Source organism: Telluria aromaticivorans, from assembly GCF_013003915.1.
Classification (GTDB): domain Bacteria; phylum Pseudomonadota; class Gammaproteobacteria; order Burkholderiales; family Burkholderiaceae_D; genus Telluria; species Telluria aromaticivorans.
On sequence record NZ_JABAIV010000002.1, the window covers coordinates 801,055 to 822,721 of the forward strand.

The following is a 21,667-nucleotide window of genomic DNA, read 5'->3' on the forward strand; positions in this document are numbered from 1 at the left end:
CTTGTTACCCGTGCGCGACGCGGGCGTCGGCGGGCGCCTCGGCACGTTCGTGCAAACCATAGTCGCGCACGACCTCGGCTACCCGCAGCCGATAGCCGCGAAACACACCGGCCCGTCCGCGCGCCTGCGCCATCCGGTGCGACTCCAGCTGGCGCCAGCGCGCTACCGCATCTTCGTCGCGCCAGAACGACAGCGACAGGATGCGGCCCGGCTGCGACAACGACTCGAAACGCTCCACCGACACGAAGCCGTCTATGGCTTCCAGCTGCGCGCGCAGGCCGGCCGCGAGGTCAAGATATTCCTGCCGGTGCGCCGGCTCCGGCTCGACCTCAAAGATCACGGCGATCATGGATGGCCTCGCGCTGCAGGGTGCCGTCGACGACTTCGGTAAAGCTGCGCTCCTCGCGCAGGATGAAGCGCTGTTCCTGGGCCAGCGCGAAGTTGGCGCGCGCCTCGTCATCCAGCTTCAGGCGCGTCCGGTAAGCCTCATAGGCGGCCAGGCTGTCGAAGGAGACCAGTCCCCAGGCTTCGTCATTCGTGCCTTCGTGCGGCAGGAAGTAGCCAATCAGGTTCCCGCCGCAGCGCGGGATGATGCGGCCCCAGTTTTCGGCGTAGCGCCGGAAGCCCTCGCGTTGGAAGGGGTCGATACGGTAGCGGATGAAACAGGTGATGGCCATGCGTGCTCCTTGTCTGGTCGGGAGCAGCCACTCTAGGCCTTCCTGCCGGCGAACGCTTCGGCTAAGATCGAAGCATGACCGACGGACCGAACATCACCACCATCGCCGCGCTGATCGGCGACCATGCGCGCGCCCAGGTGCTGACGGTGCTCATGGCCGGCAAGGCCCTCACGGCGACGGAGCTGGCCGATGCGGCCAGCGTCACGCGCCAGACCATCAGCTCGCACCTGGCGCGCCTGGTCGATGCAGGGCTGCTCGCGGTCGACCCGCAGGGCCGCCACCGCTACTTCCGCATCGCCGACGCCGAGGTAGCCGGGATGCTGGAGACCCTGATGGGTGCAGCAAGCGGCGCCGATATGCCGCAGCGTCGCACCGGCCCACGCGAACCGGCCCTGCGCAAGGCGCGTGTCTGCTACGACCACCTGGCCGGTGAACTCGGGGTGCTGGTGTACGACAGGTTGGTGGAGCGCGGCGCATTCGCCCTGGGACCGGAAGGAATCGCCCTCACGCCGCAGGGCGCGGCCCTGGTCGCGGAACTGGGCATCGAGGGTGCTGCCGGCGCCGGCGGACGCCGTCCGTTCTGTCGCACTTGCCTCGACTGGAGCGAGCGCCGCCACCATCTTGCCGGCATGCTTGGCGCCACGCTGCTAGGCCGCTTCGAAGGCCTGGGATGGGCCAGGCGCGTGCCGGAATCACGCGTGCTGGCATTCAGCCCCGCCGGGGAAGCGGCGTTGCGTACCTGGCTGGGCTGACATCAGCCGACGGCAGCCACCTTCCCGCTCCATGCTCCTTTCATGAAGCGCGCCAGCAAGGGCTGCCTGGCGCGCTGCGGCTGCGGCAGTTGTTCATCGACCAGTCCCGCCCAGCGGTCCGCCAGCTGCTCGCAGGTGGCCCGCAGCACCGGATCGATGTCCGGCAGACGCGACAGTGCGGACAGGTGGCGCTCGATCACCGAAGCCAGCTTCACGCAGGGCTGCTCGCCGTCGCCGCGCGCGGTGTAGTGCGACATCAGGTGCAGCAGCGACGCCACCAGCACCACGTCCTGGCTGCGCGCTTCCTGCGAACTCACTGCGGGGTCTGCAAACGGACTATTCATGCACGCCTCTCCTCAAGCTCGTTCGATCCAATGAATGCGAATGATTCTCATTTATTATTGATCGCTCAAGGGGTGAATGCAAGCGTTTTCCGCAGGACATGGAGCAAGCAGGATGCCGCCGGCGCGAGGCAGCGCCCAGAAGCTTAAAGCCTGGAGCCTGGAGCCTAGAGCCGGGTCTCGCGCGCGGCGCGCAGGAATTCGTCCAGCACCGGCGTGCAGTCGAGCAGCTCGGTGCCGCCGGCCCGGTGGAATTCCGGATGCCATTGCAGGCCCATGACGAAATCGGCGCGCTGGTAGCGGATTGCCTCGACAATGCCGTCCGGGTCGGAATAGGCTTCCACCCGGATGTCGCGGCCCAGTTCCTTGACGGCCTGGTGGTGGATCGAATTGACGATCGGCCGCTGCACGCCGCTGAACATGCGGCCCAGCGAGGAGCCCGGCGGGAAACGCACCGCGTGGCGGTGGGCGTCATATAAATCGTGCACGTGGGCCAGCGCCTCGGGGACATTGGTGGCGACGTCCTGGTAGAGCGTGCCGCCGAAGGCAACATTGATCAGCTGGCAACCGCGGCATACGCCCAGTACCGGTTTGCCGGCGTCGACGAATTCATGCAGCAGTTCGAGTTCGTACACGTCGCGCGCGCGGTCGCCGCTCCATTCGGGCCTGGTCGGCACTTCGGAATACGTCTGCGGCGCCACGTCCGCCCCGCCCTGCAGCACCAGCCCGTCGAGGTGGCGCGCGTAATGGCGCAGGGTGATGTTGCTGGGGTGGAGCAGCCCGTTGGTGTTCACCGTAGGGATCATGAACACCAGCACATCGCGCGACATCACCCACTGGGCGATCGATTCTTCGAGATACTGGAGATTCTTGCTGAGCAGGCCTTTGGCGCCGGCTTCAGGGTGGAAGATGCGCGCCGACACCCCGATATGGAGGGTCCGGTGCATGAAGTCGCGGCTGAAGCGCTCGCGCATGGCGCGCCAGCGCGAGCTCAGCACCCGTCCGGCCAGCGCAAAGGGCGTGTCGCCGTCGCGCTGGTAGCGGGCGGCGCCGGGTTCGGACGGTCCACGCGTGCCACGCCGGTCCGGCACCCGGATCGGGCTTTTCAGGCGCGTTTCGACCGGGGGACCGGGGACTTCTTCGGGAGGTTTCTGTTCGTCTTCCGCCATGACAGTCAATATAACGTTGCCATGGCCGCGCACGATCCGAAGTTGTTACAAAATCCCGATACTGACACTGCGCCGGCACTGCGGCTCGCCGGCCACGCCGGCATGCACATCATCGCAAGCGTACAACGCCAGCTTGCACGATTTCGTTTTTCGGTTAATACTGTATGCAATTACAGTAGTTTTCAGGCGGGCAGGGACAGCAGCTTCTGGAAGGTCGCCACGATGTGGCGGTCGGCCACCGGTTTGTCGAGCAGGCCGCGCACCCCTGCATCGCGGGCACGGTTGCTGTCGTACCTGAAAGATGGTCCAACTAAAAAGAGGACGGCGGTGCGGCTCGCGCCATCCTGGGCCTTGATCTTGCTGCACAATTCGTAGGGCTCGATGCCGGGCGCCGCGGTATTGATCATCACCAGCGACACCGGTGTTTCATCGCACAGGCGCACGGCTGCCCTGCCGCTGTCGGTCCATTCGACCGGCCGCCCCTGGGTGCCCACTACCTGCGCCACATGGTCGCGGAAAGCACCGCCCTTGTCGATGATGAGTACGGCGCCATCGTGCGGTCCGTGGCGCATGCTGGCGTAATGGGCCGGGGCCTCGGTATCCGGCCCCAGCCTCGGCCTTCGTCGCCGCTCCGGCAAGCTGCTTTCGCCGCGCGCCCGGCGGGCGGCCAGCGCCTGCACGCGTGCATCGAGCAACTCGGCCAGGGCATCGTAGAGATGGACGGCATCGACCGGGCGCGTTAGGGTACGGTGGCAACTGGCGCCGTGGCCGCCGATGACGAGCGTCGGCTGCAGGGCGCCAGGCGGCAGGCAGCGCAGCCGGGCCAGTGCCGCCGGGCTGTCGCCGGCGGCGATGTACAGGTCGGGCTCCTGCAAACTGTCGTCGTGCAGGCAGAAATAAGCCGGCCCCGTGCGTGGGGCTTGCGCCAGCAGGTTTTCCAGCTGTGCGCATTCAGCAGGCGCAAACCCAACGAGTCGGACGGTGAATGGGTATCTGGGTGCGTTCATCGCTTTTCCAGCCTTTCCTGGGGCACTTCCGGGTTTGTCGTCTTAATCTAGCACAAAGGTACGAACGAACAAGCACGTTTGATATCTATAAAAGCTTAATTTTTTCCCGGTCGACAAGATAGAATGCGCAAGCATTAATTTAAGAAAATAAGCATGGCTTCCAAGAAACCCGCATCCGACTACAGCGAATCATCCATCCGCGTCCTCAAGGGACTCGAGCCCGTCAAGCAGCGTCCGGGCATGTACACCCGCACCGAAAACCCGCTGCACATCATCCAGGAAGTGATCGACAATGCCTCCGACGAGGCCTTGGGCGGACACTGCAATAACATCGCCGTGACCATGAACACGGACGGCTCGATCACGGTCGATGACGACGGCCGCGGCATCCCGGTTGGACTGCATCCGGAAGAAAACGTGCCGACCGTGGAAATCGTGTTCACGCGCCTGCACGCGGGCGGCAAGTTCGACAAGGGCTCGGGCGGCGCCTATGCGTTCTCGGGCGGCCTGCACGGTGTCGGCGTGTCTGTCACCAATGCGCTGTCGACGCGCCTCGAGATCACTGTCTGGCGCAAGGAAGAAAACGGCAACGGCGTGCACGAGCTGGCCTTCTCCGCCGGCGACGTGATCGAACCGCTCACCTCGCGTCCGGCTGAGCGTGGCGGCAAGAAGAACGGTACCCGCGTCACCGCCTGGCCCGACCCGAAGTATTTTGATTCGCCGAATATCCCCTTCAGCGAAATGCAGCGCCTGCTGCGCTCGAAAGCCGTGCTGCTGCCGGGAGTGACAGTCACGCTCACCAACCAGAAGACCGGCGACGTCCAGACCTGGCGCTACGACGAAGGCCTGCGCGGCTACCTGACCGAGGCCCTGGCCCAGGGTTCGGGCGGCCAGACCGTGATCCCGCTGTTCGAAGGCGCGCAGTACGCACCAAGCGGCGACGAAGGCTTTGCCGAAGGCGAAGGCGCGGCCTGGGTCGTGGCCTGGACCGAAGAAGGCTCGGTGGTGCGCGAATCCTATGTCAACCTGATCCCGACGGTCAGCGGCGGCACCCACGAATCCGGCCTGCGCGACGGCCTGTTCGGCGCGGTCAAGAGCTTTGTCGAGATGCACTCGCTGCTGCCGAAAGGCGTCAAGCTGCTGCCGGAAGACGTGTTCGCACGCGTCTCCTTCGTGCTGTCGGCCAAGGTGCTCGACCCGCAATTCCAGGGCCAGACCAAGGAACGCCTGAACTCGCGCGACGCGGTCAAGCTCGTCTCCTTCTTTACCCGGCCACCGCTCGAGCTGTGGCTGAACCAGCACGTCGAATACGGCAAGAAGCTGGCCGAACTCGTCATCAAGCAGGCCCAGTCCCGCCTACGTTCGCTGCAAAAGGTCGAGAAGAAGAAATCGTCCGGCGTGGCGGTCTTGCCGGGCAAGCTGACCGACTGCGAATCGACCGACCTGACCCGCAACGAATTGTTCCTGGTCGAGGGCGACTCGGCCGGCGGATCGGCCAAGATGGGCCGCGACAAGGAATTCCAGGCCATCCTGCCGCTGCGCGGCAAGGTGCTGAACTCCTGGGAGACCGACCGCGACCGCCTGTTCGCGAACAACGAGATCCATGACATCGCAGTCGCCATCGGCGTCGACCCGCACGGTTCGGACGACAACCCGGACCTGAGCGGCCTGCGCTACGGGAAGATCTGCATCCTGTCCGATGCCGACGTGGACGGCTCGCACATCCAGGTGCTGCTGCTGACGCTGTTCTTCAAGCACTTCCCTGCCCTGTTCCGCAATGGCCACATCTGCGTTGCGCGTCCACCTTTGTTCCGCGTCGATGTACCGGCACGCGGCAAGAAGCCGCTGCAGAAGGTGTATGCGCTCGACGACGGCGAACTGCTGGCGATCGAGGACAAGCTGAAGAAAGAAGGCATGAAGGAAGGCGCGTGGAGCATCTCGCGCTTCAAGGGCCTGGGCGAGATGAACGCCGAACAGCTGTGGGAAACCACCATGAATCCCGACACCCGCCGCCTGCTGCCGGTTTCCTTCGGCCAGTTCAACCTGGCCGAATCGGCTTCGCGCTTCAATATGCTGATGGGCAAAGGCGAAGCTGCGGCGCGCAGGGCCTGGCTCGAGGAACATGGGAATGAAACTGAGGCGGATATTTAAGTGACGCTGGCGTCACGCACGCTTCACTTGGGCGTAACAATGCCAGTGGCATTGTTCCGGCCTGCGCCGGGACGACGGGCTACTGCTAACGCAGAAACACCGGAACGAGATTCCATCGTTAGTTTAAAAACCGTCGTTCCGGCGAAGGCCGGAACCTAATTTCGCACTGCCGCCACCAGCACCCGCAAAGAATTGAACACGCAATCATGACGACGCAAGCAAACCTCTTCGAACAACAAAACGAGCCGGCCGACGACGTCGAAACGCTCACCCTCTCCACCTTCGCCGAGCGCGCCTACCTCGACTACGCCGTCTCGGTGGTCAAGGGCCGCGCGCTGCCGGACGTTGCCGACGGCCAGAAGCCGGTCCAGCGCCGCATCATGTACTCGATGCACGAGCTGGGCCTGGGCCATACCGCCAAGCCGCGTAAATCCGCGACCGTGGTCGGCGATGTGCTGGGTAAGCTCCACCCGCACGGCGACCAGTCGGTGTACGACGCGCTGGTGCGCATGGCGCAGGACTTCTCACTGCGCTACCCGCTGATCGACGGCCAGGGCAATTTCGGCTCGCGCGACGGCGACGGCGCCGCGGCGATGCGCTACACCGAAGCGCGCCTGACGCCAGTATCGCGCCTGCTGCTCGATGAACTCGACATGGGCACGGTCGACTTCCAGCCGAACTACGACGGCTCCTTCACCGAACCGCGCCAGCTGCCGGCACGCCTGCCGATGGTGCTGCTCAACGGCGCCTCGGGCATCGCGGTCGGCATGGCCACCGAGATCCCTTCGCACAACCTGCGCGAAGTGGCGCTGGCGGCAGTCGCCCTGATCCGCAACCCGAAGATGTCGCATGCCGAACTGATGGCGCTGATGCCGGGTCCGGACTTCCCGGGCGGCGGCCAGATCATCACCCCGGCTTCGACCGTGGCCGACATGTATGCCACCGGCCGCGGCTCGATGAAGGTGCGCGCGCGCTGGAAGATCGAAGAACTGGCGCGTGGCCAGTGGCAGGCGGTGGTCACCGAACTGCCGCCGGGTACGTCAAGCCAGCGCGTGCTGGAAGAGATCGAGGAGCTGACCAACCCGAAGATCAAGATGGGCAAGAAGACGCTGCTGCCCGACCAGCTGGCGCTGAAGCAGACCATCCTCGGCGCGCTCGACACGGTGCGCGACGAATCCGGCCGTGAAGCGGCGGTGCGCCTGGTGTTCGAGCCGAAGTCAAAGAACCAGGACCAGAACGAGTTCATGCTGATGCTGCTCGCGCATACCTCGCTGGAGACCTCGAGCCCGATGAACCTGGTGATGATCGGCGGCGATGGCCGCCCGCGCCAGAAGGGCCTGACGGACATCCTGCAGGAATGGATCGACTTCCGCTTCGTCACCGTGCGCCGCCGGACCGAATTCAAGCTGGGCAAGGTCAACGACCGCATCCATATCCTGGAAGGCCGCGAGATCGTCCTGCTGAACATCGACAAGGTGATCGCGATCATCCGCAATTCGGATGAACCGAAGGCTGCGCTGATCGAGGAATTCGCTTTGAGCGACCGCCAGGCCGAGGACATCCTCGAGATCCGCCTGCGCCAGCTGGCGCGCCTGGAAGCGATCAAGATCCAGCAGGAGCTGGCCGAGCTGCGCCTTGACAAGGAAAAGCTCGAAGACATCCTCGAGAACCCGTCGACCATGAAGCGCCTGATCATCCGCGAGATCGAAGCGGATGCGAAACAGTATGGCGACGACCGCCGCACGCTGATCGAAGAAGCCGAACGCGCGGTGGCCGAGCAGAAGATCATCGACGAACCGGTGACGGTGATCGTGTCGGAAAAAGGCTGGGTGCGCGCGCGCACCGGTATCGGCCACGACCCGGCGCAGTTCACCTTCAAGGCCGGCGACTCGCTGTACAAGGCCTTCGAGTGCCGCACCGTCGACTCGCTGCTGGGCATCGGCAGCAACGGCAAGGCGTATTCGGTGCCGGTGGCAGCACTGCCTGGCGCGCGCGGCGACGGCGTGCCGATCACGACCCTGGTCGATCTGTCGGGCGGCGTACGTATCCTGCACTATTTTGCGGGCACGCCGGATACGCGCCTGCTGCTGGCCTCGTCGAACGGCTTCGGCTTCATCGCCAAGGCGGGCGACATGGTCAGCCGCCTGAAGGGGGGCAAGTCCTTCATTACGTTAGATGACGGCGCCGTACCGCTGCCGCCGCGGGTCGTGCCCGATGCCACCGGCGCCATCGCCTGCCTGTCCGAAAAGGGCCGCGTGCTGGTATTCGGCATCGACGAGATGAAGGTGCTGACCAATGGCGGCCGCGGCGTGATCCTGATGGAGCTCGATCCGAAGGAAACCCTGCTGGCGGCGCAGCCGATCAACCAGAAAGGCGTCAACGTCATCGGCACCTGGGCCGGCTCGAAACCGCGCACGGTGGAGCTGTTCGCTTCCGGCCTGGAGCCGCACTTCGGCAAGCGGGCGCGCAAGGGCAAGCCACTGTCGGCCAAGCTCAAAGCGCAGGATTTGGCGATGCGGATGACGGAAGGGGAAGCGGCGAAGGCCGTGTAAATGAAGCGCCGGCTGGATACCGGCGTTTTTTTTCGTGTCACTGACGGTAGCATCCGGGTGTTCGCTAAAATTAGGTTCCCGCCTGCGCGGGAACGACGTGCTTAAGCTAACCCTTGTAGCGTTTGTGCCATTAGCTCAGAGACCGTCATTCCCGCCACTGGCGGAAATGACTTCCCGCGAAGGCGGGAACCCAAGTCCGCAGCAACCCAGTAGCACCAGCAAACAAAAACGCCGGCTCGCAAGCCGGCGTTCTCATTCAAACAGCAGTACTTAGTGCTTCGCAGCCGCCTTGTGCACTTCGGCAGTCGCTTCCGCGCGGACCTGTTCGGTCTTGGCTGCAGCAGTTGCCTTGTCGGCTGCTGCCTCGACCTGGGTCTTGAGCAGCTTTTCGTCGGCCTTGATCATTTTCTTGCTGGCCTTCAGGTTGGCATCGGCCATCTTTTCCTGGCCCTTGGCGACTGCCTTGGCACGGTCTTCCGGATCGGCTTCAGCGATCTTCTCGGCCACGTCGGCCTGCTTCTCGACTGCATCGGCGTGGGCCTTGGACTTCTTCTCGTTGGCGTTGGCAGCTGCCTTGTTCACTTTCTCGTCCGCCTTGGTGGCGACCTTCATTTCCTTCGACTCCGCCTTGGCGATGTCCTTCTCGGCGCCCGCTTCGGCTTTGACGACGGCCTTGGTGGCAGGGGCGGTGGTGGTGACCTGGGCGGTGGCTGCGGTAGCGAACAGGCCGGCGATGAGGGTGGCGATCAGTTTGTTCATGGTGGATCCTTTCAGTGGTTCTATAAGCAGATCAGTTCGTCTGCGAAATCGTTTTTCTGTGCTGATGAGTTCAGAATACGCATTCGCCACGTCTGGGTCTGTTGCCCAGCCCACTTAGCCCCGTCCAAGTTGTAAGCAAACTTTACTGTCGAGCTGGCCCCGCATACAGGTCGATGATGTCGGTGATGCCGTCCTGGCACACCGGGCAGAACGCCTCGCTGCGGTCGAACATCAGGCATTGCATGGCCGGACGGTAGTAGCCGCTGGCTTCGTAGTTCGCGCCTTCGAAGGCGCCGACCGCGTGGCGGTGCGGCTTGCCCGCGAACAGCGCCTGGGTGGCGCGCAGGTCTTCGCGGAACAGTGCATTCATCTCGGACTCGGGCCGATTGGCCGCACGCAGGGCTGCGCGCTTCTTCTGGTAGGCGCGCGAGGCTTCCTCGTATTCGGCCTTGGGCCAGGCGGTCGGCAGCGGCGTGCCGGTTTTCACGTGGCGCTTCCATTTGACGCTGGCCGGGTCGCGCAGCGCCGTGACGTTCGGCTCCCAAGGTTCCATGCGCGTGCTTGCAGCCGCATAGGCGACCGGCGAGGTGTAGTACTCGTCGGCCAGGCCCGCGAAATGGTGGCCGAATTCGTGCACGAACAGGTAATTTGCCCATTCGTTGCCGGCAGCCACGGTGCTGAACTGGCCAAAGATGCCGCCGCCGCCATACGTCTCGTTGTTCACCAGGATCTCGATGAATTCATAAGGCGCGTGCTGGGCGATGTCGCGCAGCGCGCGGTTATCCAGGGTGAGCACATAGCGCTCGCTGCCGAAGATGTCGTAGCGCGTGCCCAACGGGGAGGCACGGTGCACGCCGGTGGAGGGGCGGCTGATGCCCGACTCGCTGGTCGGCACCGCCAGTGCCCAGACATTGAAGCTGGTGGCGCGTTCGCGGAAGGGCGAGACCGAGAACAGGTGTTTGGTGAGACGGCGCGCATCGAGCTCGAATTTCTTCATGTCGCCAGCCGTGTAGCCGTCACCCATGATCAGGAGGTCGACCTTGTCGGCCGAGGGGCCGCTGGTGTGGATCGCGATCGGTGTCGCCGGCGCAGCAGGCTGCTTCTTCACGACCTCTTGCGCGTCAGTGTCGACGTCGACGCTCCAGGCGACCGAGAACTGGTTGCGCTCGTCGCGCTTGAGGATGCGCACGCGCACCGGGCGGTCGGGTTTGGGGAAGCGCACCGATTCCTGGAAGCTGCGGCTGATCTTGTTTGCCTCTTCCGTCGTGCGCCATTCGCCGAAGATGGTCGAGAAGCCGCGCGAGTACAGCAGGTCGCCGGTCTTCGCGTCCACCACCTCGACCCGGTTCTGGCCGCGGTCGGTCGCGTCGATATTGCGCGCGGTACTGCCTGGCCATGGCAGCGGTTCGATGACGACGCGCTCCAGCGCGTAGCCGTCTTGCAGCGCATTGCCGCTGTGGGCGTAGTCGACGCGGACGGTGGCCGGCTGGGCTGCACAGGCTGCGCCGGCGGCCAGCGCCAGTGCGGCAGCAAGGAAGTGGAAAGCGAAACGGTTCATGGATGCCCTCGTACAGGAAGATCATCCATTGTACTGCCGGCCCGCGGCGGTTTTTACGAAAGCCGGGATAATGCGGGATACGAGATCATGGCGCGCATGCGCTACCGGACCAGGAGGAATATGACGGTCGAGAATCCACACGTCGTCGATTTCATCAGCATCGATGGTGGCTCGGGCGACATCGTGCTGACGATGACCGACGACTTGCCATGGGAAGGCGACCACGGGCATTTGATGGCGCTGCAGGAAAAGCTGAACGGCTACCTGTCCTTCATCGAAAGCGGCGAATTGCTGGCCTCACGGCCTGAAGCGGCAGGCCGACGTGTGCGCATCACCCTCGTGCACCGTGAACCGCTTACCAGCATTGCCCTGCGCTTCCTCGGGAGCGCGGAGGAGATCATCCTTGACGCCGGCTTCGGGTTTACCTGGCGGCATCTGCCCGGCTAGCATCGGAGGCGGATGCCGCCACGGTATCGGCCTGCCGGTACTGGTAGAGCGGGCGCTGCACCACGATCGGCCGGATATCCAGGCGCAGCTTGTAGACCGAGTACTGCTCGGTAAGCGCGGACATGTAGCCGACACTCTCGCCCGTGCGGGTCAGCTTGAATTCGAACCCCAGGTCGGGCTGGATGCCGTGCGCGCTGTCGAACGACAAACCGATGGCCTCGGGCTGGTCGCTGTCGATCAGCCGGGCCATCAGGTCGACCACCGTGCTGTTGCCGAGGATGTCGGCCGAGAACAGTGGTTCTCGGTAATAGGGTTTGGCCGGATCGATGCGGTTCTCCGCCTTGTCTGGCGAGGGCGTGAACGACTGGCTGGCGAGGCTGAAACGGTCGCCGTTGTCCAGGTAGCTCAGGCGCACGTTGCTGACGTGGAGCGGCCCGTACTGCGCCACCGCCTTCGACAAATCGACCAGCAGCGCGCCGCGATAGCCGATCACTTCGACCTCGCGGTTCGGCCCCACGACGATCGCGGTGTTCTCGTCGACGCCGAGGCCGATCTTGTATCCCTTCTTGAGCATGGCCGGCACCATGCGCGCGAAGCGGCCGCGCACCAAGAGGTGCTGGTCGATGAAGACGTCTTCGCCGATAAAACCCAGGCCCGGCGTGATTTCCTTGCCGTCGTCGAGGCCGAGCTTGAGCGTGGCCAGCACCGTCTTGGGATGGCCGAACATGGTGCTGCTCATGATGGCGGCGCCGGCACTGGTACCGGCGATGAGGCCGCCGCGCCGGTACATCTCCCATAGCGCGTCGAGCATGCGGGTATTGCTGCCGTCCGCGCGGCGCAGGGCGCGCGTGATGCGGCCCTGGTCGCCGCCGGCAAAGAAGGCGCCGCTGGCCGAGCGCACAGAGGCTGCCAGGGCCGGATCGTCGGCGGCGGCCTGGTAGTCGGTACCGGCAAGGTGGGTTGCGACCGGCACGAAAAAGGCTTTCGCACCGTAGTGGTTGAAACGCTCGACCAGGGCTTTGCCGGCTTTGTCGGGATTGGCGGAAGCCGAGGCGAAGACGGCAATGCGGGCGCCCTTGCCGCCCGCGAGCTGGACCATGCGTTCCCATACGGCTGCGTTATCGCTGCGAAGCGCGCCGCCGATGATGACGAGCGAGCCCTTGGGTTGCGGCGCTTCTGAAGCACCAAGGGATTGGCTCGTCAGTAAGGCGATCGCGAGCAGTGCACGGGCGACAAGATGGACGGCGGCCTGGAACATACAGCTTCCTTCTCGATTGAAACCATCCTAAGCCTGATTCGAGAAGGGTGTCGCCGTGTTGCGACTGCTCAGGACAAATAAATGTTCGGGAAGTAACGTTCCATCAGGGTCTCGGGCTGCTTGGGCGCGGTGAAGCCGAAGCGCTCGTAGAGGCCATGCGCGTCATTGGTGGCGAGCGTGAAGCGGCGCAGCTTTTGCAGGCTGGGATGGCGCAGCACAACGCCGACCAGCTGCTTTCCATAACCCTGGCCGCGGTATTCCGGCAGCACGAACAGGTCGACGAGGTTGGCGAAGGTGGCGAAATCGGTGATGACCCGCGCGAACCCGATCTGGCGTCCGTCGAGGTAGGCGCCGAAACAGAGCGAGTTTTCGATGGCGCGCTCGACGACCGGGCGCGAAATGCCGATGGCCCAGGTTGCCTGCTCGCTCAGGAAGCGGTAGATCATCGGAATGTCGAGCTGCGTCTGGTCGGTACTGACCTGGAAGCTGGAATCGTTGGTAATCATGGGAACCGTTCTAGCGAAAAAATCAATTCTAGCGCTGTTTGCATGATGCATAACATTCAATTGAACGCTCGGGGCAATGCCTGGCGGGCGTCCATCGCACAGCTCATCCGTTGCGCAGGTAGCGCTCCGGCAGCTGCAGTGCCGCGTCTTCCGCCCGCCATAGCAGGCTCAGCACGTACCAGCGCTTGCCATCATGGACCAGCTGAATGCTGTTGACGCCGCGCATGAACGGCTTGGCATCGTTCGCCGCGTGCCGCGCTTCATAGGTGCTGAAGACGTGGGCGACCTGGCCAAAGGTCTCGACCCTGCGCGCCAGTTCGGTCTCGAAGAAACCCGTCGTCGCGAAGGCCTTGGTGTTGCGGGCGATGTAGTCGTCGGGCGTCATCATCCGCAGCGGATAGCTGCCGTCGGGACGCATGCCGATCGCGGCCATGCGGCCTTCCGGGGCAAACAGGGAACGCATGCGGTTCCAGTCGCGCGGCGCGCCGGCCGGGCCGGAAATGACCTCGTAGACCGCGGCGACGATGGCATCGATCGAGGCGACGTCGGCCGGGCGGGCTGCGGGCATGGCGGGTGTTGCTGGTGCAACGGGAGCCGCCGGTGCCGCTAGCGCGGCTGGCGCCGTGGGTGCCGCCTGTTGCGCCATTGCCGGCACGCAGGCCGCCATCGTCAACGCTGCCGCCAGGCCGAGCTGGGCCAATCGATGCATGTCTCCCCCTGCTTTATTGTCTTTTGATGAATCCGTAACGACATCATTACGCATTTCCGGAGGCTTGTCACCCACTACGGATAGGGCTTCGGCGAGCCAGTTATAATCGTGGGATACCACACTGGGACCCCACCATGAACGAACAATTCTCCAAGAAAGCCGAAGCCTGGTCGGCGCGTTTCTCCGAACCCGTTTCCGATCTCGTCAAACGCTATACCGCGTCCGTCTTCTTCGACAAGCGCTTGGCGCAGTTCGACATCCAGGGTTCCCTCGCGCATGCCGAGATGCTGGCCGCGCAAGGCATCATCGGCCAGGAAGACCGCACGGAAATCGAGCGCGGCATGGCGCAGATCAAGGGCGAGATCGAAGCCGGCAGCTTCGAGTGGCTGCTGGACCTGGAAGACGTCCACCTGAACATCGAAAAGCGCCTGACCGAACTGGTGGGCGACGCCGGCAAGCGTTTGCATACCGGCCGTTCGCGCAACGACCAGGTGGCGACCGACATCCGTTTGTACGTGCGTGCGGCGATCGACGACATCCTGGTGCTGCTGGCTGGCCTACGCAGCGCATTGACGGACCTCGCCGAGCGCCACGTCGACACCATCATGCCGGGCTTTACCCACCTGCAGGTGGCCCAACCCATCACGTTTGGGCACCACATGCTGGCCTATGTCGAGATGTTCGGCCGCGACGCCGAGCGCATGCAGGATGCGCGCCGCCGCGTGAACCGCCTGCCGCTGGGCGCCGCCGCCCTGGCCGGCACCACCTTCCCGATCGACCGCCTGCGCGTGGCCAAGACGCTCGGCTTCGACGACGTCTGCCACAACTCGCTCGACGCAGTGTCGGACCGCGATTTTGCCATCGAGTTCACCGCCGCAGCTTCCCTGATCATGATGCACGTCTCGCGCTTTTCGGAAGAGCTGGTCATGTGGATGAGCCCGCGCATCGGCTTCATCGACATCGCCGACCGCTTCTGCACCGGCTCGTCGATCATGCCGCAGAAAAAGAACCCGGACGTGCCGGAACTGGCGCGTGGCAAGACCGGCCGCGTCTACGGCCACCTGAACGGCCTGCTGGTCCTGATGAAAGGCCAGCCGCTGGCCTACAACAAGGACAACCAGGAAGACAAGGAGCCGCTGTTCGACACCGTCGACACGGTTACTGACACGCTGCGTATCTTCGCCGACATGGCGGGCGGCATCACGGTCAAGGCCGAGAACATGCGCGCCGCCGCGCTGCAGGGCTATGCGACCGCGACCGACCTGGCCGACTACCTGGTCAAGAAGGGCCTGCCCTTCCGCGATGCGCACGAAGCGGTGGCGCATGCGGTGCGCGCCTGCGATGTGGCGAAGGTGGATTTGTCCGAGATGTCGCTGGAAACCCTGCGTGAATTTTCGCCGCTGATCGAGCAGGATGTGTTTGCGGTGCTGACGCTGGAAGGTTCGGTGGCGGCGCGTGATCACGTCGGTGGGACCGCGCCGGACCAGGTGCGCAAGGCGATTGAACGGGTGCGTAGTCAATTAGCCGAATGATTTTGTAGGGTGGGCGGGTCTCCCGCCCACCCTACGCAAACCCGGAGAACTCCCATGTCACCCACCAACCCCTCCATCCTCCCCGCCCGCGAATACGCCGCCTTCCTGTTCGACATGGACGGCACCATCCTCACCTCGATCAAGTCCGCCGAGCGGGTCTGGAGCGCCTGGGCGCTCAGCCATGGGCTCGACCCGGTTGCCTTCGTACCGACCATCCACGGCAAGCGCACCGAAGACACCATCCGCAACCTCGGCCTGCCCGGCGTCGACCCGGTGGCCCAGGCCATGTACATCGCGCTGGCGGAGATCGAGGACGTGGGTGACATCGAAGAAATTCGCGGCGTGGGCGCCTTCCTGGCCAGCCTGCCGCTTGACCGCTGGGCGATCGTCACCTCGGCCTCGCGTGCGCTGGCCACGGCGCGCATCGCCGCCGCCGGCCTGCCCCTGCCGCCCCTGTTGATCTCGGCCGAAGACGTCCGGCACGGCAAGCCGGCGCCGGATCCTTTCCTGCTGGGCGCGAAGATGCTGGGCGTGAACCCGCAGGATTGCCTGGTGTTCGAGGACACGCCGATCGGCCTGCAGGCTGCAGAGTCGGCAGGCATGGACAGCATCGTCGTCACTGCCACCCATACGCATCCGGTCGAGACGCGCTCGGCCGGCGTGGCCGACTATGCCCACCTGCAGGCAGTGCTGACCGAGAACGGCATGCTGCGGGTACGGCGCAAGATCCTGTAAGCGCACTTCCCCGGGGCAAGCTCGCCCCCTTACTTGTGGGGGCGCGGACCAAACCCAATATACATGGTTCGGACACACAGAATGGGGGAGCGACATCCATCGCTACAGGAACCAGAGCGGGGAATCCGGCGTCACCGCCTATGAGCTGGGCGACGATTCGATCACTATCCAGTTCACAGGAGGCGACCGCTATCTCTACACCGGGCGCAGTGCCGGTCCCGAAAATATTGCAAAGATGCAGGAACTGGCGCGCGAAGGCCGGGGGCTGTCGACCTTCGTCAGCCAGCACATCCGGCAACGCTATGCGCGCAAGCTGAACTGACGCACAGCGCTTGACGGCTCGGCCACTTAGCCGCGCGGCGGATAGGGCGTGCCGTCCTTGTGCGCGTATGAATCGGTGGCGCCGTCATAGCGCAGGTCCACGTCCGGATAGGTCGCCACGTCTTCCTTCACCCGCGTTCCCGCTACCAGAAACACGCCCGCACCCCAGCTGCGGTTGAGCAGGTGATGGCCGTTCGGCCGACCCGCCGGGAAGGCCGCGCAGTCGCCGGCCCGCATCAGGGTTTCCCCTTCGTCGGTCACCAGCACCAGTTCCCCCGACACCACCATCACGAATTCTTCCTCGTGCGAATGCCAGTGGCGCTGCGACGAAGCCGCGCCGGGCTGGAGCTCGACCAGGTTCACGCCGAGCTGGCTCAAGCCACCGGCCTCGCCCAGCGCCTGCCTGGTGCGTCCGTCCACCAACTCGGCGAAGGGCTCAGGATAGCCGGTGCTCTTCAGTACGGGAATGCTGCTCAGGTCCAGTCTCGACATGCAAGGTCTCCGATGGTTGTTGTACTTAGTGACAGCAATATACAAGAGATATCGACAACATGGCATCCGCGGTGACACATGCCTTCGACACGCAATGATCTACTTTAACTTGAGCTTGATATGACGGCTCGGCATCTCTAACCCTGCCTTCGCGAGCATACGCGCCTCTTTGCTCTGTGCGGTGATGCGGTTATCGCCCGTCTGCGTTACTTGCCACCGATAAGGATTGACTCCCAGCCTGCCAGCTGCATCGCGCAAGTCTCGCAATTCGGAAAAAGACGGCGAATCTAATTTTTTCTTTAACCAGCCCAACTTCGCCAACATGCTGTTAACTTCTCCCGTGCTCGATGCAGGATGCGGCTCAATCCAGACCGCCACCTCAACACCGTTGGAGAACCTAACACCTAAGCCGTAATCCCACCTTGGACTTTCCGGCTCAGATGGTTTGAAATGCTTGTCGAGATCAACGCTATGTGTGAATTTTCCATTGATTGCGTCGATGTGGCTTGAATAGGCAGCTTCGACCGCTTGTTTTCCAACCTCATGTGTTATTCCTGCCTTTTTGCATCCCGTCTCAAATTGCGATACAGGATCGGCAGCCTTCTTACGCGGACCAGTAGCTTTTGTCGCCATCATCAGCTCTCTGCCGAGCTTGAGCGGCGCGACCGCAAGGATGCGCGGTTGACGGCCTCGGCAATCGCCGAATTCGTCCTGCTCGAAAAGCCGGAGAGACCGCCCCATTCAGCTTCAGCGTCGTCTTCTGCACCCGGACTAAGGTGAGAAATATCGCGAACCGCCTTGTCCCTGTCAAAGAAATAAACGCGGTAGTCCTTAGTTAGCGCGGTCGCTCCTAGCTCCTTTGCCTTTGGTGATGCGGACAGGTCAAACAAGGTCCTCACATCGGCCTCCGTACCCTTGAGCTTCTTGAATTCCTGCAGAGCCCACACCATTTCAAGTACGACGGTCGAATGAGTCGACAACACGACGCGATAATTCTTTCGCAGCAACTCCAACACCAAGAGAAGCACTGCCGCAACACCTTGCGGATGTAAGCCCATCTCCGGCTCTTCGATCACGACCCATTCGATCGTCTCGGCTATGGTCGCCCCGGTTCGGCGTTTCGTAGGTCCCGAGCACAGCCAATACACTCCCATCAACATGGGAGTAAATTCGCGTTGCCCTGCTGACCATGACAAAAAGCCGAGTGAGTTCTTCTGTCCAGGCACGCTGAGCGCTAAGCGTTTGGTAAAGTCCTTGTCGTCAACAATCAGCGTGTTGCCTCCAAACAGGTGGTCACTGATCGGTTTTCGAAGAGTATCGTTGAGCTTGTTCGATGCCGGGAATAGCTCGCCACGCGCACCGAATTCATTTTGGATAAGGTCGTGAACGGCATCGCTGAAAGCTCGTAATGCATAGGGATCGCCATAATTGAACTGGCCGAAGTTCTGCGATACACCGCTAGGCAAACTCATAACCCGCTGCGCGGGGATATAGAAAAGCCGTTCATGCCTGACCTTAGATCTGGTTGGCGCGGCGTACTCGTGAAACGTCGCCGGTTTTCCATTCCAAGATATAGCAGATTGCTTTGCCCAGGCTCCAGCCATGCCTCGCCCGAAATACCCTTCGAGGAACGCATCAGGACTGCCGTTGAATGACATGCTGTGATGCTGGAACATATCGTGGATATGTTCCCTGTCGATTAAAAGTTTGAGCGTTTGAAGGAAGATGCTCTTGCCGGTGGCCTGCGGGCCGACGATCACGGTGAGGTCTCCGAACTCCACATCCGCATGCTTGATCGGGCCAATATGATCGACCACCAACCTGCAGCTTTTCTTGCGTAACTTGCGGGGGGCCGGAGTAGTTGCAGGTTTTTCGGATTTAGTGCGTGGCATAAGATTTCCTGTGACGAGGGAGCTTGAAGATTTTACATGCGACAACGTCTGAGTAAAAGCCCTCCGCTCCCCGTCACTGAGGACGTTAGCTCGCGCTCACGGCTTATGTATTAATGACCCGTTTTTGTACCAGCGTCAGGATATCGTAACTCGCCACCAGTTCGTCGTGTTGATTCGTCACCTGCACGTCCCAGGCCACCACGCCCTGGCCGCGGCCCTGCTCGTCCGTGCGGTTGCGGTCGACCTTGCGCTTGCAGGTCAGGCGCGCGCGGATGGTGTCGCCGATGGCCACCGGCGCCACGAAGCGCAGGTTGTCCAGGCCGTAGTTGGCCAGCACCGGGCCCGGCGCCGGCGACACGAACAGGCCGGCCGCTGCCGACAGCACGAAATAGCCGTGCGCAATGCGCTTGCCGAACTGGGTGTCCTTGGCCGCGATGTCGTCGAAGTGCATGTAGAAATAGTCGCCCGAGACGCCGCCGAAGTTGACGATGTCGGCCTCGCTCACGGTGCGGCGGTGGGTCAGCAGCGAGTGGCCCACTTCGAGCTCTTCGAAATGACGGCGGAACGGGTGCAGGTCGCTTTCCTTGACGGCGCCACCGCGCACGTATTCGCCGGTGACGGCAGCCAGCATGGTCGGCGAGCCTTGCACTGCGGCGCGCTGCAGGAAGTGCTTGACGGCGCGGATGCCGCCCAGCTCTTCGCCCCCGCCGGCGCGGCCCGGACCGCCATGCTTGAGCTGCGGCAGCGGCGAGCCGTGGCCGGTGGAGTCCACCGCCGATTCGCGGTCGAGGATGTGGACGCGGCCGTGCGAGGCAGCCGCCATCGGCACTGCGTACGCGGCGATCGCCGGGTCTTTCGTGACCAGCGTGCTCACCAGACTGCCCTTGCCGCGCGCGGCCAGGGCCAGGCCTTCGTCGATGTCGCGGTAGGTCATCAAGGTGGACACCGGGCCGAAGGCTTCGACGTCGTGCACCGCATCGTTGACCATCGCGTTACGGCACAGGATCAGGGTTGGGGAGAAGAAGGCGCCATTCGCGCAATTCTCGCCCACCGGGTTGAAACCATCGCGCGCGCTGAACAAGAACTCATTGCCGCGCGCGAGCATCTCGACGCGTTCCGACACGTCGCGGTGCTGGTCCATCGAGGCCAGCGCGCCCATGCGCACGCCTTCCATCTTCGGGTTGCCGACCGTGATCCTGGCCAGGCGCTCGCGCAGGCGTTCGCCAACCGCGTCGACATGCTGCTCGGGCACGATGACGCGGCGGATCGCGGTGCACTTCTGGCCGGCCTTGCCGGTCATCTCGCGCGCGACTTCCTTCACGAACAGGTCGAATTCCGGATCGTCGGGCGTGACGTCCGGCGCCAGGATCGCGCAGTTGAGCGAGTCGGCTTCGGCCGTGAACGGAACCGAATTGCGGATCAGGTTCGGGTTGGCGCGCAGCTTGGCGGCGGTGTCGGCCGAGCCGGTGAAGGTGACGGCGTCGAAGCCGCCCATGCGGTCCAGCAGGTCGCCAGTGCTGCCGATGACCAGCTGCAGCGCGCCTTCCGGCAGCAGGCTTGATTCCATCATCATCTTGACGGTGGCATGGGTCAGGTAGCTGGTCGCCGTGGCCGGCTTGACGATGCAGGGCATCGCGGCCAGGAAGCTCGGTGCGAATTTTTCGAGCATGCCCCAGATCGGGAAATTGAAGGCGTTGATGTGCACCGCCACGCCGCCGCGCGGCACCAGGATGTGGGTGCCGGCGAAGCCGCCGCGCTTGCCCAGGGCAATCGCCGGGCCTTCGTGCAGCACGTTCGAGGACGGCAGCTCGCGCCCGCCCATGCTGGCGTAGGCGAACAGGGTGCCGATGCCGCCTTCGACGTCGACCCAGCTGTCCGCGCGGGTGGCGCCGGTCAGGTGCGAGATCTCGTACAGCTCTTCCTTACGCTCCATCATGTAGAGCGCCAGGGCTTTCAGGCACTGGGCGCGCTTCTGGAAGTCGAGCGCCATCATTCCCTTCACGCCGGTCTTGCGGGCGTAGACCAGGGCTTCGTCGAAATCGATCTTCTCAGCGTGCGTGTGGAAGATCAGTTCGTTGTCCAGCGCGCTATGCAGCGGGGTGAGTGCCTCAAGGCCGTGCCAGCGGCCGGCGATCAGGCTTTGCAGGGTTGCGATGTTGCCCATGTTCTTAGTCTCCGTTCAGTTGTCTTTTCAATGCATCCGGTTTGTTCAGGCCTTCGGCTTGTGCCGCTCCGCCATATCGAAGTCGATGCCGCGGCGGCCGGGCTCCACTTCGCTGAAGGCGTCGACCTCGCGCATCGTCTGCAGCGAGCGCACGTTCAGCTCGTGGTATTGCCGCGTGCCGAAGCTTTTCCACTTCACGTCCTCGTCGGTCAGCTCGCGCATGATCTTCGCGGGCGCGCCCATCACCATGCTGCGCGGCGGGATGATCATCCCCGCCTTCACGAAACTCATGGCCGCCACGATCGATTCTTCGCCGACCACGGCCTTGTCCATCACCACCGCATTCATGCCCACCATCGCGTTGCGCATGACGCGGCAGCCGTGCAGCACCGCGCCGTGGCCGATGTGGCCGTCGACTTCGACCACGGTGTCTTCGCCCGGGAAGCCATGCATCACGCAGGTGTCCTGCAGGTTGGCGCCCTCTTCCAGGATCAGGCGCCCGAAGTCGCCGCGCATCGAGGCCAGCGGGCCGATATAGCAGCGCGGGCCGACGATCACGTCGCCGATCAGCACCGCCGACGGGTGCACGTAGGCGGTCGGATGCACCACCGGCCGCACGCCATTGATCTCGTACACCTTGACCAT

21 protein-coding genes are annotated in these 21,667 nt (G+C 63.6%); 6 read left to right on the forward strand and 15 right to left on the reverse strand.

From position 1 onward, the window contains the following. Positions 1 to 4: 4 nt before the first annotated feature. Both HGB41_RS08920 and HGB41_RS08925 read right to left on the reverse strand, forming a co-directional pair. Positions 5 to 349: an antibiotic biosynthesis monooxygenase family protein gene (locus tag HGB41_RS08920; protein ID WP_171083264.1), complete on the reverse strand. Its 345-nt coding sequence runs from the start codon at positions 347 to 349 to the stop codon at positions 5 to 7. Next, positions 330 to 677 (reverse strand): NIPSNAP family protein, encoded by a 348-nt coding sequence (locus HGB41_RS08925; protein ID WP_171083266.1) that lies wholly within the window; start codon positions 675 to 677, stop codon positions 330 to 332. The genes HGB41_RS08920 and HGB41_RS08925 overlap by 20 nt, the downstream gene beginning before the upstream one ends. A 74-nt stretch (positions 678 to 751) precedes the next feature. On the opposite strand from HGB41_RS08925, the gene HGB41_RS08930 reads away from it, so the two are divergent. Beyond that, complete coding sequence (locus tag HGB41_RS08930) at positions 752 to 1,429, forward strand: ArsR/SmtB family transcription factor (RefSeq protein WP_171083269.1); 678 nt, start codon at positions 752 to 754, stop codon at positions 1,427 to 1,429. A gap of 2 nt (positions 1,430 to 1,431) precedes the next feature. Here the strand turns inward: HGB41_RS08930 and HGB41_RS08935 are convergent, their stop codons facing one another. The 3 genes from HGB41_RS08935 to HGB41_RS08945 form a co-directional block, all read right to left on the reverse strand. Further along, positions 1,432 to 1,773 carry a hypothetical protein gene (locus tag HGB41_RS08935; RefSeq protein ID WP_171083271.1) on the reverse strand — a complete coding sequence of 114 codons (342 nt, stop codon included), beginning with the start codon at positions 1,771 to 1,773 and terminating at the stop codon, positions 1,432 to 1,434. Positions 1,774 to 1,937: 164 nt separating this feature from the next. Beyond that, positions 1,938 to 2,939: a gamma-glutamyl-gamma-aminobutyrate hydrolase family protein gene (locus tag HGB41_RS08940; RefSeq protein WP_171083273.1), complete on the reverse strand. Its 1,002-nt coding sequence runs from the start codon at positions 2,937 to 2,939 to the stop codon at positions 1,938 to 1,940. A 182-nt stretch (positions 2,940 to 3,121) separates the two neighbouring features. Next, positions 3,122 to 3,946: a response regulator gene (locus HGB41_RS08945; protein WP_171083275.1), complete on the reverse strand. Its 825-nt coding sequence runs from the start codon at positions 3,944 to 3,946 to the stop codon at positions 3,122 to 3,124. 153 nt (positions 3,947 to 4,099) lie between these two features. Here HGB41_RS08945 and HGB41_RS08950 point away from each other — a divergent pair, with 153 nt between their 5' ends. Together HGB41_RS08950 and parC are read left to right on the forward strand one after the other, a co-directional pair. Then, positions 4,100 to 6,097 (forward strand): DNA topoisomerase IV subunit B, encoded by a 1,998-nt coding sequence (locus HGB41_RS08950; protein WP_171083277.1) that lies wholly within the window; start codon positions 4,100 to 4,102, stop codon positions 6,095 to 6,097. A 206-nt stretch (positions 6,098 to 6,303) separates the two neighbouring features. Further along, positions 6,304 to 8,649, forward strand: coding sequence for a DNA topoisomerase IV subunit A (parC, locus tag HGB41_RS08955; RefSeq protein ID WP_171083280.1), 2,346 nt, complete (start codon positions 6,304 to 6,306; stop codon positions 8,647 to 8,649). Positions 8,650 to 8,919: 270 nt separating this feature from the next. Here parC and HGB41_RS08960 read toward each other — a convergent pair whose 3' ends face one another. Together HGB41_RS08960 and HGB41_RS08965 are read right to left on the reverse strand one after the other, a co-directional pair. Then, on the reverse strand, positions 8,920 to 9,408 hold the full coding sequence (locus HGB41_RS08960) for a hypothetical protein (RefSeq protein WP_171083282.1): 489 nt from the start codon (positions 9,406 to 9,408) through the stop codon (positions 8,920 to 8,922). Between the two features lie 142 nt (positions 9,409 to 9,550). Next, positions 9,551 to 10,966 (reverse strand): IgA Peptidase M64, encoded by a 1,416-nt coding sequence (locus HGB41_RS08965; protein WP_171083285.1) that lies wholly within the window; start codon positions 10,964 to 10,966, stop codon positions 9,551 to 9,553. Positions 10,967 to 11,086: 120 nt separating this feature from the next. Here HGB41_RS08965 and HGB41_RS08970 point away from each other — a divergent pair, with 120 nt between their 5' ends. Continuing rightward, positions 11,087 to 11,413, forward strand: a complete 327-nt coding sequence (locus HGB41_RS08970; RefSeq protein ID WP_171083287.1) for a DUF6572 domain-containing protein — start codon at positions 11,087 to 11,089, stop codon at positions 11,411 to 11,413. Here HGB41_RS08970 and HGB41_RS08975 read toward each other — a convergent pair. The 3 genes from HGB41_RS08975 to HGB41_RS08985 form a co-directional block, all read right to left on the reverse strand. Continuing rightward, entirely contained in the window at positions 11,388 to 12,671 is a 1,284-nt protein-coding gene (locus HGB41_RS08975) for a cyanophycinase (protein ID WP_171083289.1), read from the reverse strand. The two genes, HGB41_RS08970 and HGB41_RS08975, sit on opposite strands and share 26 nt — an antisense overlap. Before the next feature lie 68 nt (positions 12,672 to 12,739). Beyond that, entirely contained in the window at positions 12,740 to 13,177 is a 438-nt protein-coding gene (locus HGB41_RS08980; RefSeq protein ID WP_171083292.1) for a GNAT family N-acetyltransferase, read from the reverse strand. A 103-nt stretch (positions 13,178 to 13,280) separates the two neighbouring features. After that, complete coding sequence (locus HGB41_RS08985) at positions 13,281 to 13,886, reverse strand: hypothetical protein (protein WP_229422919.1); 606 nt, start codon at positions 13,884 to 13,886, stop codon at positions 13,281 to 13,283. A 134-nt stretch (positions 13,887 to 14,020) separates the two neighbouring features. On the opposite strand from HGB41_RS08985, the gene argH reads away from it, so the two are divergent. Further along, positions 14,021 to 15,418 carry an argininosuccinate lyase gene (gene argH, locus HGB41_RS08990; RefSeq protein ID WP_171083294.1) on the forward strand — a complete coding sequence of 466 codons (1,398 nt, stop codon included), beginning with the start codon at positions 14,021 to 14,023 and terminating at the stop codon, positions 15,416 to 15,418. 54 nt (positions 15,419 to 15,472) lie between these two features. After that, the gene (locus tag HGB41_RS08995; protein WP_171083296.1) at positions 15,473 to 16,153 is read left to right on the forward strand and encodes an HAD-IA family hydrolase; all 681 of its coding nucleotides are present in this window, start codon (positions 15,473 to 15,475) and stop codon (positions 16,151 to 16,153) included. 348 nt (positions 16,154 to 16,501) lie between these two features. Here the strand turns inward: HGB41_RS08995 and HGB41_RS09000 are convergent, their stop codons facing one another. The 5 genes from HGB41_RS09000 to HGB41_RS09020 all read right to left on the reverse strand — a co-directional run bounded on the left by HGB41_RS09000 (position 16,502) and on the right by HGB41_RS09020 (position 21,667). After that, positions 16,502 to 16,966 (reverse strand): cupin domain-containing protein, encoded by a 465-nt coding sequence (locus tag HGB41_RS09000; RefSeq protein WP_171083298.1) that lies wholly within the window; start codon positions 16,964 to 16,966, stop codon positions 16,502 to 16,504. Positions 16,967 to 17,065: 99 nt separating this feature from the next. Then, on the reverse strand, positions 17,066 to 17,602 hold the full coding sequence (locus HGB41_RS09005) for a hypothetical protein (protein WP_171083300.1): 537 nt from the start codon (positions 17,600 to 17,602) through the stop codon (positions 17,066 to 17,068). Next, complete coding sequence (locus HGB41_RS09010) at positions 17,602 to 18,858, reverse strand: AAA family ATPase (RefSeq protein ID WP_171083302.1); 1,257 nt, start codon at positions 18,856 to 18,858, stop codon at positions 17,602 to 17,604. Before HGB41_RS09010 ends, HGB41_RS09005 begins: the two co-directional genes overlap by 1 nt. Positions 18,859 to 18,961: 103 nt before the next feature. After that, complete coding sequence (gene paaZ, locus HGB41_RS09015; protein WP_171083304.1) at positions 18,962 to 21,022, reverse strand: phenylacetic acid degradation bifunctional protein PaaZ; 2,061 nt, start codon at positions 21,020 to 21,022, stop codon at positions 18,962 to 18,964. Between the two features lie 45 nt (positions 21,023 to 21,067). Continuing rightward, positions 21,068 to 21,667, reverse strand: coding sequence for a phenylacetic acid degradation protein PaaY (locus tag HGB41_RS09020; RefSeq protein ID WP_171083307.1), 600 nt, complete (start codon positions 21,665 to 21,667; stop codon positions 21,068 to 21,070).